The organism is Pseudomonas sp. GOM6, from assembly GCF_029537485.1.
Taxonomy (GTDB): Bacteria; Pseudomonadota; Gammaproteobacteria; order Pseudomonadales; family Pseudomonadaceae; genus Aquipseudomonas.
The window spans coordinates 17,765-35,064 of record NZ_JARPUS010000016.1 but is presented as its reverse complement, the minus strand read 5'-3'; the positions used below and the strand labels follow the sequence as shown (position 1 = coordinate 35,064).

Annotated in this window: 11 protein-coding genes; 7 read left to right on the top strand and 4 right to left on the bottom strand. The window is 64.5% G+C overall.

All coding sequences use genetic code 11. The features are described 5' to 3' along the window. Window positions 1-116: 116 nt before the first annotated feature. Window positions 117-4,163 carry an ATP-dependent RNA helicase HrpA gene (gene hrpA, locus P7A97_RS17055; protein ID WP_277691267.1) on the bottom strand — a complete coding sequence of 1,349 codons (4,047 nt, stop codon included), beginning with the start codon at window positions 4,161-4,163 and terminating at the stop codon, window positions 117-119. Between the two features lie 315 nt (window positions 4,164-4,478). Between hrpA and P7A97_RS17050 the strand changes: the two genes are divergently transcribed. Together P7A97_RS17050 and P7A97_RS17045 are read left to right on the top strand one after the other, a co-directional pair. Continuing rightward, window positions 4,479-5,942 carry a methyl-accepting chemotaxis protein gene (locus tag P7A97_RS17050; protein WP_277691266.1) on the top strand — a complete coding sequence of 488 codons (1,464 nt, stop codon included), beginning with the start codon at window positions 4,479-4,481 and terminating at the stop codon, window positions 5,940-5,942. Between the two features lie 62 nt (window positions 5,943-6,004). Next, the gene (locus P7A97_RS17045) at window positions 6,005-7,258 is read left to right on the top strand and encodes a DUF2254 domain-containing protein (protein ID WP_277691265.1); all 1,254 of its coding nucleotides are present in this window, start codon (window positions 6,005-6,007) and stop codon (window positions 7,256-7,258) included. A 367-nt stretch (window positions 7,259-7,625) separates the two neighbouring features. Here the strand turns inward: P7A97_RS17045 and fadD1 are convergent, their stop codons facing one another. Beyond that, window positions 7,626-9,311: a long-chain-fatty-acid--CoA ligase FadD1 gene (fadD1, locus tag P7A97_RS17040; protein WP_277691264.1), complete on the bottom strand. Its 1,686-nt coding sequence runs from the start codon at window positions 9,309-9,311 to the stop codon at window positions 7,626-7,628. A gap of 231 nt (window positions 9,312-9,542) precedes the next feature. Further along, the gene (gene fadD2 / locus P7A97_RS17035) at window positions 9,543-11,231 is read right to left on the bottom strand and encodes a long-chain-fatty-acid--CoA ligase FadD2 (RefSeq protein ID WP_277691262.1); all 1,689 of its coding nucleotides are present in this window, start codon (window positions 11,229-11,231) and stop codon (window positions 9,543-9,545) included. A 296-nt stretch (window positions 11,232-11,527) separates the two neighbouring features. On the opposite strand from fadD2, the gene P7A97_RS17030 reads away from it, so the two are divergent. From P7A97_RS17030 to P7A97_RS17015, 4 genes are all read left to right on the top strand, one after another. Next, window positions 11,528-12,262 carry a transporter substrate-binding domain-containing protein gene (locus P7A97_RS17030; protein ID WP_277691261.1) on the top strand — a complete coding sequence of 245 codons (735 nt, stop codon included), beginning with the start codon at window positions 11,528-11,530 and terminating at the stop codon, window positions 12,260-12,262. 47 nt (window positions 12,263-12,309) lie between these two features. Beyond that, complete coding sequence (locus tag P7A97_RS17025) at window positions 12,310-13,254, top strand: alpha/beta hydrolase (protein ID WP_277691260.1); 945 nt, start codon at window positions 12,310-12,312, stop codon at window positions 13,252-13,254. 12 nt (window positions 13,255-13,266) lie between these two features. Then, a complete protein-coding gene (locus tag P7A97_RS17020; RefSeq protein ID WP_277691259.1) occupies window positions 13,267-13,737 on the top strand; it encodes a MaoC family dehydratase in 471 nt (156 codons plus the stop codon). Window positions 13,738-13,868: 131 nt separating this feature from the next. After that, a complete protein-coding gene (locus tag P7A97_RS17015; RefSeq protein WP_277691258.1) occupies window positions 13,869-15,158 on the top strand; it encodes a M18 family aminopeptidase in 1,290 nt (429 codons plus the stop codon). 42 nt (window positions 15,159-15,200) lie between these two features. Here P7A97_RS17015 and P7A97_RS17010 read toward each other — a convergent pair whose 3' ends face one another. Next, window positions 15,201-15,917 carry a UTRA domain-containing protein gene (locus P7A97_RS17010; protein ID WP_277691257.1) on the bottom strand — a complete coding sequence of 239 codons (717 nt, stop codon included), beginning with the start codon at window positions 15,915-15,917 and terminating at the stop codon, window positions 15,201-15,203. A 299-nt stretch (window positions 15,918-16,216) separates the two neighbouring features. Here P7A97_RS17010 and P7A97_RS17005 point away from each other — a divergent pair, with 299 nt between their 5' ends. Beyond that, on the top strand, window positions 16,217-17,272 hold the full coding sequence (locus P7A97_RS17005) for an ABC transporter substrate-binding protein (protein ID WP_277691256.1): 1,056 nt from the start codon (window positions 16,217-16,219) through the stop codon (window positions 17,270-17,272). The last annotated feature ends 28 nt before the right edge of the window (window positions 17,273-17,300 follow it).

The following is a 17,300-nucleotide window of genomic DNA, read 5'->3' as shown; positions in this document are numbered from 1 at the left end:
CCAAACAGGCAGCAGTCATTACCGCGCATCGGCACCGAGCCCAGCCCTGGAGCAGTGCGGGCACGTCACCTGCGTGAGCGACCGATCCTTTCTCGACCGCCCGTGATGAGCACGGCTCAGGCCTCGACCTGACTCCACTGCTTGCTCAGGCGCTTGTCCGACACGGCCATTTTCGTGCCCAGCTGCTGGGCGAACAGCGACACGCGGTACTCCTCCAGCATCCAGCGGTACAGCACCAGCTCGGCGTCGCGCTTGCCCTCCTGAGCGTGCTTGGCGGCTCTGGCCTGATACTGCTCCCAGGCGGCACTGAGTTCGCCAGTCCATACGCGGTCGCGCTGCAGCTGCCCGCCGATTTTGTCAAAGCGCTGTTCGATGGCCTTGAGGTAACGCGGGATTTCCTTCAGCCACTCGCCCGGCGTCTCGCGCACGAAGCCGGGGTAGACCAGGTTGGCCAACTGCTGCTTGATGTCATTGAGCGCCATGGCCTGGGCCAGGTCGATCTTGCCCTTGAAGCGCTTCTGCAGACCGTGGGCGAGCTTGAGGATCTCCAGGGTGAGCTTGGCGATGCGTTCGGCATGCGCCGTCCAGTCGCCACGCTTCTTCTCGGCCAGGGCTGCCAATGCGGCACCATCGCGGGGCAGGCTGGCTTCGCCCTCAAGCACGCAGGCATCGAGGCTGGCCAGCAGGATGTCCTCGACCAGCGCCTCGGGGCGGCCCATTTCGCGGTATAGCAGGCCCAGCTCGGTGAGGCCCGGCAGCTTGCCACGCAGGTACTTGGCCGGCTCGGCCAGCTGTTGCAGCAGCAGTTTCTGCAGCGCGCGGCGGTGCTGGAAGTCGGCCTCGGCCTGGGTCGGGAAACGGCCTTCCTTGACCACCCCGCCCTCTTCCACCAGCGCCGGGAACACGGTCATGGAGAGGCCGGCGATCTTCTGCTGGGTCTTCTCGGCGACCTGGGCGAAGGCCTTGGCCTCGACAGGCTTCTGTTCCTGCTTCTGCTGCGGAATGGCCAACGCGGCCTGGCTGGCCTCGGCAAAGCGCGCGGTCAGCTCGGCCAGGTCGCGACCTTCGCCGAGAAACTTGCCACGGGCGTCGACCACTTCCAGGTTCATCTTCAGATGGTTTTCCAGCTGCGCAGCCGCATCACGCCAGGCTTCCTCGGGCACGCGGGCGCCGGTCATGCGGGTCAGCTCGCGGCCGAGGGATTCAGGCAGCGAGCCCTGACCGAAGGCGATCTTGGCCAGCGCCGCGCCGACGAAGTCCGGCACCGGCACGAAGTTTTTGCGGATCGCCTTGGGCAGGCAGCGCACCAGGGCGATGGCCTTGGCCTCGATCAGGCCCGGCACCAGCCATTCCAGCCGATCCGCCGGCAGTTGCGGCAACAGCGGCGCCGGCACGCGCAGGGTCACGCCGTCGCGTGGGTGATTGGGCTCGAAGTGGTAGCTCAGCGGCAGCTGCAGCTCGCCGAGCTGGAGGATGTCCGGGTACTGCGCGGCAGTGACTTCCTTGGCGTCCCGTGCCAGCACGTCTTCCTCGCGCATGATCAGCAGCTGCGGATTCTTCGCGCTCTCGGCCTTGTACCAGTGCTCGAAGGTCGCGGCCTGGTGGATCTCCGCCGGGATGCGCGCCTCGTAGTAGGCGTAGAGGGTTTCCTCGTCGGCCAGGATGTCGCGGCGGCGCGCCTTGGCCTCCAGCTCGTCGAGGCGCTCGAGCAGCTCGCGGTTGGCCGCCAGGCACTTGGCGCGGCTGTTGATCTCGCCGCGCACCAGGCCCTCGCGGATAAACAGCTCACGCGCGGCTACCGGGTCGACCGGGCCGAAATGCACCGGGCGGCGGCCGACCACGATCAAGCCGTAGAGGGTGACTTGCTCGTAGGCCACCACCTGGCCACGCTTCTTCTCCCAGTGCGGTTCAAAGTGGTTCTTCTTGATCAGGTGGCCGGCCAGCGGCTCGATCCAGTCCGGCTCGATCTTGGCCACCATGCGGGCGAACAGCTTGGTGGTTTCCACCAGCTCGGCGGTCATCAGCCAGGCCGGTTTCTTGCGGCCCAATACCGACGATGGGTGCACCCAGAAACGCCGCTGGCGAGCGCCGAGGTAGTCGCCATCCTCGGTCTTCTGGCCGATCTGGCTGAGCAGGCCGCTGAGAATCGCCTTGTGCACGGCGGCGTAGCTCTTGGCCCGTTGCGCCGCCTCGCTGGCCTCGGCCTGCTCGCGGACGATGACGTTGACCTTGGTGTCCTTGGTCGGGCTGGGCGCGCCCTTGTGGGAGGAACCTTGGCCGCGATCATTGGCCTGCTGACCTTTATCGCGACTGAAGTCGCTCCCACGAGCATTGCCGAGCTGCAGGTCGCGGGCGATCAGCACCAGCTGGCGGTGGGCGTCGCGCCACTCGCGCAGACGCAGGTAGTTGAGGAAGTTCTTCTTGCACCAGCTGCGCAGCGGGTTGCTGCCCAGCTCCTGGCGTTTTTCCTCGAAGCCGCGCCACAGGTTGATCAGCGCGGCGAAGTCGGAATCCACGTCCTTCCACTGCGCGTGGGCCTGGTCGGCGGCCTGCTGGCGGTCCATCGGCCGCTCGCGCGGATCCTGCACGGACAGCGCCGAGGCAACGATCAGAATCTCGTCCAGGCTGCCGAGCCTGGCCGCCTCCAGCACCATGCGCCCCAACCGCGGGTCGATGGGCAGGCGCGCCAGCTGGCGGCCGATGGGCGTGAGCTGGCCCTCGCGATTGACCGCCGACAGCTCCTGCAACAGGGTGAAACCGTCGCTGATGGCCTTGCCATCTGGCGGCTCGATAAAGGGGAAGTCTTCGATGCTGCCCAGGCGCAGATGGAGCATCTGCAGGATCACCGCCGCCAGGTTGGTGCGCAGGATCTCCGGGTCGGTGAACTCGGGGCGACCGAGAAAATCCTCCTCGCTGTACAGGCGGATGCAGATGCCCGGCTCGACCCGCCCGCAACGGCCCTTGCGCTGGTTGGCGCTGGCCTGGGACACCGCCTCGATGGGCAGGCGCTGCACCTTGGCGCGGTAGCTGTAGCGGCTGATGCGCGCGGTGCCCGAGTCGATCACGTAGCGGATGCCCGGCACGGTCAGCGAGGTTTCCGCCACGTTGGTGGCCAGTACGATCTTGCGCCCGGCCATGGGCGCGAAGATCTTCTGCTGCTCGGCCGGGGTCAGGCGCGCGTACAGCGGCAGCACCTCGGTGAAGCGCAGGTTGGCCTTGCGCAGCACCTCGGCGGCCTCGCGAATCTCGCGCTCGCCGGGGAGGAACACCAGCACATCGCCGGGGCGCTTGCCTTCGGCCTTCTCGTGGGCGGCGATCTCGTCCAGCGCGGCGAGGATGCCCTGGTCGACGGTCAGGTCGTCGAGCAGGCTCTCACCCTCCTCGTCCACCTCGGCGGCCAACGGGCGGTACCAGGTATCCACCGGGTAGGTACGGCCGGACACCTCGATAATCGGGGCGTTATCAAAGTGTTTGCTGAAGCGCTCCAGGTCGATGGTCGCCGAGGTGATGATCAGCTTCAGATCAGGCCGGCGCGGCAGCAGGGTCTTCAGGTAGCCGAGCAGGAAGTCGATGTTCAGCGAACGCTCATGGGCCTCGTCGACGATGAGGGTGTCGTACTTTTCCAGGAAGCGGTCGTGCTGGGTCTCGGCGAGCAGGATGCCGTCGGTCATCAGCTTGATCAGCGTGCTGTCCTTGCTCTGATCCTCGAAGCGCACCTGGTAGCCGACCAGTTCACCCAGCGGCGAGCCGATTTCCTCGGCCACGCGGGTGGCGACGCTGCGCGCGGCCAGGCGGCGCGGCTGGGTGTGGCCGATCAGGCCATGCACGCCGCGGCCGATTTCCAGGCAGATCTTCGGCAGCTGGGTGGTCTTGCCCGAGCCGGTTTCGCCGGCGATCACCACGACCTGGCTCTTCTGCAGCGCGGCCTTGATCTCGTCGCGCTTGGCGGCAATCGGCAGAGCGTCGTCGTAGCGGATGGCCGGAATGCTGCGCTGGCGCGCCTCGACCTTGGCTACGGATGCCTGGAAGCGCTCCAGCCACTGCGTCAGCTTGGCTTCGTCCGGTTTCTTCTGCAGCTCGTGCAGCTGACGGCGCAGGCGGTGACGGTCGGCCTGCATGGCCTGGTCGAGATTCTTCAGCAAAGAGGCGTGGTTATCGGTCATCGGGCGGGAAAGGCACAGTTTTCGGCAAGGCGGCGATTGTCGCAGATTGTCGGCGCCGGGCCTAACCGGGGACGGGCATCCAGAAAACGCCAAGAGCAGCTTTTGTGGGAGCAACTTCAGTCGCGAGGGGGCCTCACGGAGAATCGGCACAACTAAAGTTGTTCCCAAGCAACACCGCAAACGCCTTAAAGATTGCCCAAGCGCGACCGCTAACCCGAGCAGATGACCTTCGCTTGACCCCGATCAACCGCGGTCGCATTGTCGCAGGCAAGATAGCGGCCTTGTGCCACCCCTCACTCGCAGATGAAGCTCACTATGGCTGCATGGATTCGTGATCTCTCGCTGAAGTACAAGTTCTGGGCCGTCAACCTGGTGGCGTTCGTCACCACGCTGCTGCTGGTGCTGTTCGCCATGCAACAGGAGCACAGCGGCCGCGCCGAGGAGGCGCGCGCATCGGCTCAGGCCCGCGCCACCCTGCTGGCCAGTTGGCCGGCTGGCAGCGAGCTGCCGCGCGACGCGCAAACCCTGCCCTTCCCGGCGGGCGGCACGCCGCCACTGGGTTTGAGCACCAGCGCCCGTGGCTGGGTGGATGTGCAGCACGACGACCTGTGGGGCGATTCGCCGGTGATCGGTGCCTGGGTGCAGGACGTCGGCGGCCAGCGCGTGGCCATCGCGGCAACCGCACCGAGCCTGTGGCAGGTGTTCGAAGCCCGCGCCGGCGCCTATGCACTGTGCGTATTCGTGCTGATGCTGTTGCTACTCGGCGCCTCACAGCTGCTGATCCGCTTTATCCTCAGCCATCTCAACCAGCTCAAGGACGTGATGCTGCATGTCGAGCGCAGCGGTGACCTTGCCGCCCGCGTGGAACTGGACAGCCGTGACGAAGTCGGCCAGATGGCCAGCGCCTTCAACGCCATGCAGGCCGGCTACCAGCGCGTGGTCGGCACCGTAGCCCAGGCCGCTGCCAGCCTGGACGATGGCGCGCGGCGCCTGGCCAGCAGCATGGAGCAGGTCCGCAGCGGCATGCTCGGCCAGCAGAGCGAGACCGACCTGGCCGCCACGGCGATCAACGAGATGTCCACCACCGTGCACCACATCGCCCAGCACGCCGCCGACACCCGCGACCAGTCCACCGAGGCGGATCGCCTCAGTGGCGTTGGCCAACAGGTAGTCGGCCGCGCCAGCCAGGCCATCGCCAGCCTGTCACAAGGCGTACAGCAGACCGCCGAGATGATTCAGAAGCTGGCCGATGACAGCCACACCATTGGCAGCATGGTCGAGACCATCCACGGCATCGCCGAGCAGACCAATTTGCTCGCCCTCAACGCCGCCATCGAAGCCGCCCGTGCCGGCGAAATGGGTCGCGGCTTCGCCGTGGTCGCCGACGAAGTGCGCAACCTGGCCAAGCGCGTGCAGGACTCCACCGACGAAATCACCCGCATGATCAGCAACCTGCAGGCCACCAGCCGCGATGCCGTTGAGTTCATGCAGGAAAGTTCGCACAAGGCCGACCACTGCGTGCAGGAAGCCGACGCCGCCGGTGCTGCGCTGGGCGACATCGCCCGCGCCGTGGCCCTGATGCGCGAGAGCAACACGCAGATCGCCGTGGCCGCCGAGCAGCAGAGCCAGGTGGCCGAGGAAATGACCCGCTCGGTGGTGGGCATCCGCGACGTCACCGAACAGACCGTGCAGCAGACGCAGGCCTCGGCCAGTACCAGCGCCGAACTGGTCGAGCTGGCCGAGGCGCTCGGCAAGGCGATTCGCAAGCTGAAGCTGTAGCGCCTGTTCATCTCCGGCATGGGCAGGCAGAATCGAGGCTCATCGACTGAGCCGAGCCGCCCATGACCGCACGCTGGCAATGGATTATCAGAAAGATCGGCAAGCGCCTGTGGTTCCGCGCCAGCCTGTTTTCCCTGCTCGGCGTGGTCAGTGCCCTGTTGGCCCTGGCCTTCAAGGACTATGTGCCGGATAGCCTGGCCAACAGCGTCGGCGCCGACGCGGTGGACAAGATCCTCAGCATCCTCGCCACCAGCATGCTCACGGTGACCACCTTCTCCTTGAGCATCATGGTGGCCGCCTATTCCGCCGCCACCAGCACCGTCACCCCACGCGCCACGCCCCTGGTCATCGAAGACAGCATTACGCAGAACGCACTGGGCACCTTCATCGGCTCCTTTCTGTTCAGCCTGGTCGGCATCGTCGCCCTGAGCACGGGCGCCTATGGCAGCAAGGGGCGTGTGCTGCTGTTCCTGGTCACCCTGGTGGTCATCGTGCTGATCGTCATCGCCCTGCTGCGCTGGGTCGATCACCTGGCGCAACTGGGCCGCGTGGGCGAAACCAGCGACCGAGTCGAGAACGCCACCTGCAACGCTCTGGTCGAGCGCCTGCGCCTGCCCAATCTGGGGGGCAGCCGTCTGGCCTCGGCCGAAGCAATTCCACGCGAGGCGCGCCGCATTTACCCGCAACAGATCGGCTACGTGCAGCACATCGATCTGCCGGCTCTGGCCGAACTGAGCCAGAACGAGCATTGCGCCATCTACCTGATGGCCGTGCCCGGCAGCTTCATCGCGCCCGGCGAGGCGCTGGCCGCCGTGGTGGGCATCGACGAGGACAGCGATGAGAGGCTGCGCGGCGCATTCACCATCGGCACACGCCGCTCCTATCAGCAGGACCCGCGCTTCGGTGCCGCGGTACTGGCAGAAATCGCCTCGCGCGCCTTGTCCCCGGCAGTCAACGACCCTGGCACCGCCATCGACATCCTCGGTCGTAGCGTGCGCGTGCTGGCCCTGTGGTCACAGACAGAAGCCGACGCCAAACGCGTCATCGACTGCAGCCGCATTCATGCCCCGGACCTATGCCTGGCGGATCTGTTCGACGATCTGTTCACCCCCATTGCCCGCGACGGGGCAGCACTGATCGAAGTGTGTATCCGCCTGCAAAAGGCCCTGCTGACCCTGGCCCTGCTCGACCCTTGCTACCGCGCCGACGCCCAGCGCCACTCTGGCCTGGCACTCAAGCGCGCAGAAGCGGTGCTAACCCTGGAGGAGGACAGACAGCGCCTGCGCGAGCTGTCCGCCGAGGTGCTGGCCGTCTAGATTCTGCGGCGAGCACCAAAGCCTGCCGGGGCCTTCAGGCTCACGGCGCGCCGGACGGCAGTTCTGATCGGCATCCTGTCCCCTCCCAGGCACGCTTGCCCGGCGGCCAGTGCACCGGGCTGAGGCCACTACGCACTCGACCATCCCCCGATACGCAAGCCCTCGGCATCCGTTCTGCAGCGCAGGGAGAGTATTCGGCCGAGGTGGTCTTCCGCACCTCGACACACCACCGGTGTGCACTTGCCCCGTGGGCATGCTGCCAACTGCCCGGCAGCAAGCACTGCGCCGGATGCAGAAAGGCAGCTGAGCATCACACAGAAACGAAAAAGCCCCGCCGAAGCGGGGCTTTTTCTGGCTAGCGCGAAGATCAGGCCGCGGCCAGTTTCTTCAGCTCCTCGTCACGCAGCTCACGGCGCAGAATCTTGCCGACGTTGGTGGTCGGCAGCGCATCGCGGAACTCGACGAAACGCGGCACCTTGTAGCCGGTGAGGTTGGAGCGCATGTGCTCCATCACCTGGTCCTTGCTCAGGCTCTCGCCCGGCTTGACCACGATGAACACCTTGATCGCCTCACCCGACTTCTCGTCCGGCACGCCGATAGCGGCGCACTGCAGCACGCCCGGCAGGGTGGCGAGCACGTCTTCCAGCTCGTTGGGGTACACGTTGAAGCCGGACACCAGGATCATGTCCTTCTTGCGGTCGACGATGCGCAGGTAGCCGTCTTCCTGAATCACGGCGATATCGCCGGTCTTCAGCCAGCCGTCGTTGAGGATTTCATCGGTGGCTTCCTGGCGCTGCCAGTAACCCTTCATGACCTGCGGGCCCTTGACGCACAGTTCGCCGCGCTCGCCCAGCGGCAGATCGTTACCCTCGTCATCGATCACCTTGCACAGGGTCGACGGAACCGGGATGCCGATGGTGCCGATCTGGATGTTCTGATACGGGTTGACGGTGGCGACCGGGCTGGTCTCGGTCATGCCGTAGCCTTCACAGATGGAGCAGCCGGTGACTTCCTTCCAGCGCTCGGCAGTGGCCAGTTGCAGGGCCATGCCACCGGACAGGGTCAGCTTCAGGCTGGACAGGTCCAGACGACGGAAGTCTTCATTGTTGCACAGGGCGACAAACAAGGTGTTGAGGCCGACGAAGGCGGTGAACTTCCAGTTGCCCAGTTCCTTCACCGTGCCCGGCAGGTCGCGCGGGTTGGTGATCAGAATGTTGTGGTTGCCGGTCAGCATCATCGCCATGCAATGGAAGGTGAAGGCGTAGATGTGATACAGCGGCAGCGGACAGATGACGATCTCGCAGCCTTCGCCCAGGTTGGAGCCCATCAGCGCCTTGGACTGCAGCATGTTGGCCACCAGGTTGCGGTGGGTCAGCATGGCGCCCTTGGCGACGCCGGTGGTGCCGCCGGTGTACTGCAGCACGGCGATCTCGGCATTGCTCGGGTTGGCCTCGGTGAACGACTTGCCACGGCCCAGCGCCAGCGCCTTGTTCAGTTTGACGGCCTGCGGCAGGTTGAACGCCGGCACCATCTTCTTCACATGCTTGACCACGGCGTTGACCAGCAGGCGCTTGAGCGGCGGCAGCAGGTCACCCACTTCGGTGACGATGACGTGCTTGACGCCGGTCTTGGGCAGCACTTCCTCGGCCAGGTGGGCCATGTTGGCCAGGCAGACCAGAGCCTTGGCGCCGGAATCGTTGAACTGGTGCTCCATCTCCCGCGCGGTGTACAGCGGGTTGGTGTTGACCACGATCAGGCCGGCACGCATGGCGCCGAACACCACGACCGGGTATTGCAGAACGTTGGGCAGTTGTACGGCGATGCGATCGCCGGCCTTGAGGTCGGTGTGGTTCTGCAGGTAGGCGGCGAAAACGCCAGAGAGTTCGTACAGCTCGCCGTAGGACAGGGTTTTGCCCATGTTGCTGAAAGCAGGCTTATCGGCAAAGCGTTGGCAGGACTCTTTCAGTACGGCCTGGATATTGGGGTACTGGTCGGCATCGATTTCGGAGGAGATCCCGACAGGGTATTTGTCCTTCCAGAAGTTATCGGTCATGGAAGCCTACTCCTGAGCAACAGCTTGTCTACACCGCGCATGATGGCGGCTATTTGTTGTGATGTTTTGCCCTTGGCGCGAGGTGGGGCCTGGCGCAAAGCGTGCCGAGAGTAGCAGCTTTGCCGGGGGGCGCCTAGCACCAAACATGGCCACCCCGGTCAGAAAAATGACCGATCATTAGCGACCGGTCACTTCCTGATTCACGGGTAAGGAAGTCGCCTGAATCGTGCTTCAGGCGATATCGCGCAGCTCGCGGCGAAGGATCTTGCCAACCGGGGTCATCGGCAGCGCATCCTTGAGGACGATGTGCTTGGGTACTTTGTAGCCGGTGAAGTTCTCCCGGCAGAAGGCCTTGAGCTCATCGACGGTCACGCCGCCCTCACGCGGTACCACGAACAGCTTGACCGCCTCGCCGGACTTCTCGTCCGGCACGCCGATTGCCGCGCAAGCCGCAACTTTCGGGTGGGCCATGACCACATCCTCAATCTCATTGGGGTACACGTTGAAGCCGGAGACGATGATCATGTCCTTCTTGCGGTCGACGATGCGCACATAGCCGTCCGGGTCGATTACCGCGATATCACCGGTCTTGAACCAGCCTTCGGCATCCAGTACCTCGGCGGTAGCTTCCTCGCGCTGCCAGTAGCCCTTCATCACCTGCGGGCCCTTGATGCACAACTCGCCACGCTCGCCCAGTGGCAGCTCCACGCCGTTATCGTCGATCACCTTCAGTGCGGTACCGGCCACCGGGATGCCCACGGTGCCCAGCCGCGACAGCGCGCCATAGCAGTTGGTGGTGGCCACCGGGGAGGTTTCGGTCAGGCCGTAGCCCTCGACCACCGCACAGCCGGTCATCTGCTCCCAGCGCTCGGCGGTGGCCTTGACCAGTGCGGTGCCGCCGGAGTTGGTCAGCTTGAAGTTGGAGAAGTCGAGGTTCTTGAACTCGGGATGATCCATCAGCGCGACGAACAGGGTGTTCAGGCCCAGCAACGCGGAGAACTTCCACTTGCCCAGTTCCTTGACGAAGCCGGGAATGTCGCGCGGGTTGGTGATCAGCACATTGTGGTTGCCGCTGACCATCATGCACATGCAGTTCGCGGTGAAGGCATAGATGTGATAGAGCGGCAGCGGCGCGATCATGATCTCGCTGCCCTCCTTCATCAGCGGCTGGCCGTCGTCGCCCAGCTGCTGCATGCAGTTGTGCACCTGCTGCATGTTGGCCACCAGGTTGCCATGGGTGAGCATCGCGCCCTTGGCTACGCCGGTGGTGCCACCGGTGTATTGCAGCACCGCCACATCGTCCAGACCCACCTGGGCCGGTTTCAGTGCATGGCCCTTGCCGCCACGCAGCACATCCTTGAAGGAGATGGCCTGGGGCAGGTGATAGTCCGGCACCATCTTCTTCACTTTCTTGACCACGGTATTGACCAGCCACCCCTTGAGGCTCGGCATGAAGTCGCCCATGCGTGCTTCGATCAGGTATTCGAGCTGGGTATCGGGCAGTACCTCCTGCACCGACTTGCCGAAGGTATTGAGGTACACCAGTGCACGCACGCCGGCGTCATTGAACTGATGACGCATCTCGCGCACGGTGTACAGCGGGTTGGTGTTGACCACGATCAGCCCGGCGCGCATGGCGCCGAACACCGCTATCGGGTAATGCAGCACGTTGGGCATCTGCACTGCGATACGGTCACCCGGCTTGAGATCGGTGTTCTGCTGCAGCCAGGCACCGAAGGCGGCCGACTGACGCTCAACCTCTGCGTAGCTGAGCGTGACCCCGAGGTTGCTGAAGGCCGGACGGTCGGCGAACTTCTTGCAGGATCGTTCGAACACTTCGACCACCGAACGGTAGGCGGTCAGATCAATGTGGTTGGCGACTCCGGCCGGGCGCTTATCGTCCCAGAAATCAGGTTGCATTGTTGTTATCCCCTTGCCCTGAATGTGCTGGCCGGTCGCCTGCGAGTGCGACCGGGCTGTGCCGGAACTTAGCAGCTCCCCACCCACTGGCAAATAGCCTAACGCGCCAATTGACCGCATGAATCTTTGCCATGCTTTACAGCGATTCGTCACCCCTTAGTCTATAGCTAGGGTCTGATGATGTTTTGCCATGGCCCAAACGGGCCCGTTCCTGCGAGCTGCGCAATGCTTCGCTGCAATGCGGCTCGCGACAAAACGTCAACAGACCCTGAAGTTCATCACCCACCGAGCGTGCCATGCCCCGCCTGCTCCTGCCGACCCTGCTCGCCCTGCTCTGCCTGCCGCTCCAGGCCGAACCACGCCTGGCGACGCTGGAATACCCACCCTACAGCTCCAGCGTGCTCGAAGGCGGCGGCAGCATCGTCGAGCTGACCCGACGTGCCTTTGCCAGCCAAGGCCATCAACCGCAAATCGACTTCCTGCCCTGGGCACGGGTACGCGCCGAGTTGCGCGCAGGCACTTATCAGGGCGCCCTGGCCCTGTGGCCACAGGAGATAAAGGAAGAACAGCTGATCGCCTCAAGACCATTGTTCTACAGCCAACTTGGCCTGTTTGCTCGCCAGCAAGATCCCGTCCGCTTTTCCAGCCTCGCTGATCTGCGTGGGCTCAAGGTCGGTATCGTGCGCGGTTATGGCTACCCGCCGCGCCTCCTCACCTCAGGCCTTATTACCGAAGAAGCGGTTGATGACATCAGCAACCTGCGCAAGCTGGCGGCCCGCCGCTTCGATTTGGTGCTACTGGAACGCATCGTCGGCGAGCACCTGATTGCCAACGACAGTGAGCTACGCGGCCGACTGGTGTGGCAGGAGCCGGCGCTCGAGCGCATCCCCCTGGTAGTGGGTTTCACCAGTCATCGTGAGGGTGAACCAGACTGGGCCGCCATCTTCGAGCGCGGCCTGCGTGAACTGCACGGCAGCGGGGAATACACACGCATCCTCAAACGCTACGCGGCACCGCCCTTTGCGCAATGAGCGCGGCGATGCACAATGCCGCGACACCCCGGGCATAAGGACCCGCCATGCAACAAGAAAACTCCTGGATTGGCGCCAGTGACGGCACCGCCCTGCACCTCACCCGCTGGTACTCGGATCGCCCCCCGAAAGCAGCCCTAATGATCGCGCATGGCATGGCCGAACACTCGGCGCGCTATGCCCGGCTGGCCGGTGAGCTGGTGGACAACGGCTACGAGGTCTACGCCATCGACCAGCGTGGTCACGGCCAAACTGCGCAGCGCGGCATCCAGGGCCACTACGCCGAGCGGGACGGCTGGAGCAAGGTGGTCGGCGACCTCGCCAGCCTCAACCACCATATCCGCAAGCAACACCCGCAGACGCCGATCTTCCTGCTCGGCCACAGCATGGGCAGCTACATCGGCATGGCCTACCTGATGCAGCACAGCTGCAGCCTGCAGGGCGCCATCCTGTCTGGCTCCAACTATCAGCCACTGCCGGTGTACAAGGCCGCAGCACTGGTCGCCCGCTTCGAGCGCTGGCGCCTGGGCCCGACCGGTCGCAGCAAGCTGATCGATTTTCTCTCCTTCGGCTCCTTCAACAAGGCGTTCAAACCCAACCGCACTGCCTTCGATTGGCTCAGCCGCGACCCGGATGAAGTCGACAAGTACGTCGATGACCCGCAATGCGGCTTCGTCTGTACCACCCAGCTGTGGTGTGACCTGATGCAGGGCTTGCAGCAGATCACCCCCGTCGAAAACCTGGCGCAGATCGATAACGACTTGCCGCTACTGGTGATCGGCGGAGCACACGACCCAGTCAGCGCCGGCAAACGCCTGGGCGATCTGGCCGGCGCCTTGCGTACCGCCGGCCTCAAGGAGGTCGAACTGAAGATCTACCCCGAAGCCCGTCACGAGCTGCTCAATGAGAGCAACCGCAACGAGGTCACCCACTACCTGCGCGACTGGCTGGAGCGAGCCCTGGCCCGCAGCCGCCAGTGCCCCACTCCCTGAAAGGACCGCTCCATGAGCCAGATCACCAACATCCCCTACGAAAAACTCGAAGTCGGCCAGCAGGCCAGCCTTGTCAAGACGGTCGATGAACGCGACGTTCAGCTGTTCGCAGCCGTCTCCGGCGACAACAACCCGGTACACCTGGACGCCACCTTCGCCGCCGAAACCATGTTCAAGGAACGTATCGCCCACGGCATGTTCAGCGGCGCACTGATCAGTGCGGCCATCGCCTGCAACCTGCCCGGTCCCGGCACCATCTACCTGGGCCAGCAGCTCAAATTCACCCGCCCGGTGAAGCTTGGCGACACCCTCACCGTGCAGCTGGAAGTGCTGGAAAAACTGCCGAAGAACCGCGTGCGCATCGCCACCCGGGTGTTCAACCAGAACAATGAGCAAGTCGTGGACGGCGAAGCTGAAGTCCTCGCCCCACGTGCCGAGCAGACCCTGAACATGCCGGAGATGCCCAAGGTCACCGTCGGCTGAAGCCCACCAGGGCAGTTACCGGATGACCTCCGGGACTGCCCCGCCAAACCTGGCGCACAACAGCCGGACTCTCCTGCCAATCATCGGGCCGAATCCGATAAACTCCGCTGCATCGCTGTCCGGAGTCCGTTATGCGCACAGAGCTGAACCAGGGCCTGATCGATTTCCTCAAGGCCTCGCCCACCCCCTTCCACGCCACCCGCAGCCTGGCCCAACGCCTGCAGGCCGCCGGCTACAAGCCGCTGGACGAGCGCGAGCCCTGGCACACAGAGCCCGGTGGCCGTTACTACGTCAGCCGCAACGACTCCTCGATCATCGCCTTCAAACTGGGTAACCGCGCGCCGCTGGACGGCGGCCTGCGCCTGGTCGGCGCGCATACCGACAGCCCCTGCCTGCGCGTCAAGCCGCAACCGGAACTGCAGCGCCAGGGCTTCTTCCAGCTCGGCGTGGAAGTCTACGGCGGCGCCCTGCTCGCCCCCTGGTTCGACCGCGACCTGTCACTGGCCGGCCGTGTCACCTTCCGTGAGAGCGGCAAGGTGCAGAGCCTGCTGATCGACTTCCAGCAGCCCATCGCGGTGATTCCCAACCTGGCCATTCACCTCAACCGCGAGGCCAACCAGGGCTGGGCGATCAACCCGCAGACCGAACTGCCACCGATCCTGGCCCAGGTCTTGGGCGACGAAAAAGCCGACTTCCGCGCCCTGCTCACCGAGCGTCTTGCCGAGGAACATGGCGTCAGCGCCGACGCGGTGCTGGATTACGAACTCAGCTTCTACGACACGCAGAGCGCCGCCGTGATCGGCCTCAACCAGGAATTCATCGCCGGCGCGCGCCTGGACAACCTGCTGTCCTGCTACGCCGGCCTGCAGGCCCTGCTGGCGGCAGAAGGTGAAGAAAGCTGCGTGCTGGTGTGCACCGACCACGAGGAAATCGGCTCCTGCTCGGCCTGCGGCGCCGACGGCCCCTTCCTCGAACAGGTGCTGCGCCGCGTGCTGCCGGAAGGTGAAGATTTCGTGCGCTGCATCCAGAAGTCGCTGCTGGTCTCGGCCGACAACGCTCATGGCGTGCACCCCAACTACCCCGACAAACACGACGCCAACCACGGCCCCAAACTCAACGCCGGCCCGGTGATCAAGGTCAACAGCAACCAGCGCTACGCCACCAACAGCGAAACCGCCGGCTTCTTCCGCCACCTGTGCCTGGCCGAGGAGGTGCCGGTGCAGAGCTTCGTGGTGCGCAGCGACATGGGCTGCGGCTCGACCATCGGCCCGATCACCGCCAGCCAGCTGGGCGTGCGCACCGTGGATATCGGCCTGCCAACCTTCGCCATGCACTCGATTCGCGAGCTGGCCGGCAGCCAGGACCTGGCCCATCTGGTGAAAGTGCTCAGCGCCTTCTACGCCAGCGCCGAGCTGGCGTGAAATCTGGCCCCCTCTCCCACAGGGAGAGGGGAATCAGTCCCCTCAATCCGGCACTTCCACCCGTACCCGTACCGCGTCGTGGCGCCAGTACTCCACATCGCAATCGATGATCCGCCCGCGCTGGTCGCGGTTGACCCGGGTGATGCACAGCCCCGGGCTGCCCGCTGCCGCCTTGAGGTTGAACGCCGCCTCGGCCGGCAGTGCCGTGGGCAGGATGTCGAAAGCCACCCGCCCGTAATGAATGTCGTACTGGCGCTCATACATCTCGGTCAGCGAAGTGGTCAGGTCGTTATCGAGAATGCCGGGGAAATAGGCCGGATTGAGGTAGTGCTCGACATACAGCACCAGCCGCCCGTCGATGCGCCGCACCCTGCGGATCTGCAGCACCGAGGACAGTGCCGGCAGCCCCAGGCGTGCGCAAATATCCGCTGGCGCCGGCATGCTGCGCGCACTGATCAGCTCGGTAGACGGCACCCGCCCCTGCTCGCGCACCATGGCGTGATAGTGGCTGCGCCCCAGCGGGTTGTAGTCCAGCCGGCGCGGTGAAACGAACCAGCCGCGGCGCTCCTCGCGGTAGATCAAGCCCTCGGACTCCAGCTGGCCCAGCGCCTCGCGCAGGGTGATACGGGTAGTCTCGAACAGTTCGCTGAGCTTGCGCTCGGCCGGCAGCTTGCCGCCCTGGGGCAACAGGCCGTGGTCAATCTGCTCCTGCAGGGCTCGGCAGATGGCAGTCACGGTACGCGGCGCTTCTTCGCGCATGCAAATCTCCATTCTGGAATAGACCAGCACCAAAGCAGTGCCTGAACTGGCCATGCTAGGCAGCCTAGATGACTCTCAGATGACAGCCACTGGACGCTCACCGATGCCTGCATGCCCTGTGCCACAGCGCCTGTAACCCTCCAGAGAAATCAGGCACTTGGCCATGGTCTACGCTTTCCTGCGGCACGCGCAGAACGAAGATCGCCGCGTATTCGCCATAAAAGCGTCACAGAAGGCTACTAGATTTGGCCTGGGTCTTGCTGATCTAGACCAACCTTTCACCTGACAAGGAGCTCCACATGAAACGCCTGCTGCTGGCTTCACTGCTGGGATCGGCCGTCATTCTGGGTAACCAGGCCATGGCCAATGAGGATTTGAAAGCGCTGGAACAAGCCGCCCGTGCCGAGGGCGAAGTCAACAGTGTCGGCATGCCCGACAGCTGGGCCAACTGGAAAGACACCTGGGCCGACCTGAACAAGCTGTATGGCCTCAAGCACATGGACACCGACATGAGCTCGGCCCAGGAAATCGCCAAGTTCGACGCCGAGAAGGACAACGCCACTGCCGATATCGGCGACGTTGGCGCCGCCTTCGGCCCCATCGCCGTGCAGAAGGGCGTGACCCAGCCGTACAAGCCAAGCACCTGGGAGCAGATCCCCGCCTGGGCCAAGGATCAGGACGGTCATTGGATGCTGGCCTATACCGGCTCCATCGCCTTCATCGTCAACAAGAACCTGGTCAAGGAAGTACCCAAGTCCTGGGCCGACCTGAAACAGGGCAAGTACAAGGTCGCCATCGGTGACGTCAGCGCTGCCGCCCAGGCGGTCAACGGTGTACTGGCCGCCGCCATCGCCAACGGCGGTGACGAGAAGAACATCCAGCCGGGCCTGGACTTCTTCGCCGAGATCGCCAAGCAGGGCCGCCTGTCGCTGTCCAACCCGACCATCCAGACCCTGGAAAAAGGTGAAGTGGAAGTCGGCGTGGTGTGGGACTTCAATGGCCTGAGCTACCGCGACCAGATCGACCCGAGCCGCTTCGAGGTGCTGATCCCGTCCGACGGTTCGGTGATCTCCGGCTACACCACCATCATCAACAAGTACGCCAAGCACCCGAACGCGGCCAAGCTGGCACGTGAGTACATCCTCTCCGACGCCGGCCAGATCAACCTGGCCAAGGGCAACGCCCGGCCGATCCGTGCCGAGCACCTGACCCTGCCGGCCGAAGTGCAGGCCAAGCTGCTGCCCAACGAGCAGTACGCCAAGGTCCAGCCGATCAAGGATGCCGCCGCCTGGGAAGCCACGTCCAAGGCCCTGCCGCAGCAGTGGCAGGAAAACGTGATCATCGAAATGCAGTAATCGTGATGCGGGGCCTGCCGGCCCCGCA

Bases quoted from the DNA above. Each gene is read 5' to 3' on its own strand.
- hrpA (WP_277691267.1), bottom strand. From the start codon at position 4,163: ATGACCGATAACCACGCCTCTTTGCTGAAGAATCTCGACCAGGCCATG.
- P7A97_RS17050 (WP_277691266.1), top strand. From the start codon at position 4,479: ATGGCTGCATGGATTCGTGATCTCTCGCTGAAGTACAAGTTCTGGGCC.
- P7A97_RS17045 (WP_277691265.1), top strand. From the start codon at position 6,005: ATGACCGCACGCTGGCAATGGATTATCAGAAAGATCGGCAAGCGCCTG.
- fadD1 (WP_277691264.1), bottom strand. From the start codon at position 9,311: ATGACCGATAACTTCTGGAAGGACAAATACCCTGTCGGGATCTCCTCC.
- fadD2 (WP_277691262.1), bottom strand. From the start codon at position 11,231: ATGCAACCTGATTTCTGGGACGATAAGCGCCCGGCCGGAGTCGCCAAC.
- P7A97_RS17030 (WP_277691261.1), top strand. From the start codon at position 11,528: ATGCCCCGCCTGCTCCTGCCGACCCTGCTCGCCCTGCTCTGCCTGCCG.
- P7A97_RS17025 (WP_277691260.1), top strand. From the start codon at position 12,310: ATGCAACAAGAAAACTCCTGGATTGGCGCCAGTGACGGCACCGCCCTG.
- P7A97_RS17020 (WP_277691259.1), top strand. From the start codon at position 13,267: ATGAGCCAGATCACCAACATCCCCTACGAAAAACTCGAAGTCGGCCAG.
- P7A97_RS17015 (WP_277691258.1), top strand. From the start codon at position 13,869: ATGCGCACAGAGCTGAACCAGGGCCTGATCGATTTCCTCAAGGCCTCG.
- P7A97_RS17010 (WP_277691257.1), bottom strand. From the start codon at position 15,917: ATGCGCGAAGAAGCGCCGCGTACCGTGACTGCCATCTGCCGAGCCCTG.
- P7A97_RS17005 (WP_277691256.1), top strand. From the start codon at position 16,217: ATGAAACGCCTGCTGCTGGCTTCACTGCTGGGATCGGCCGTCATTCTG.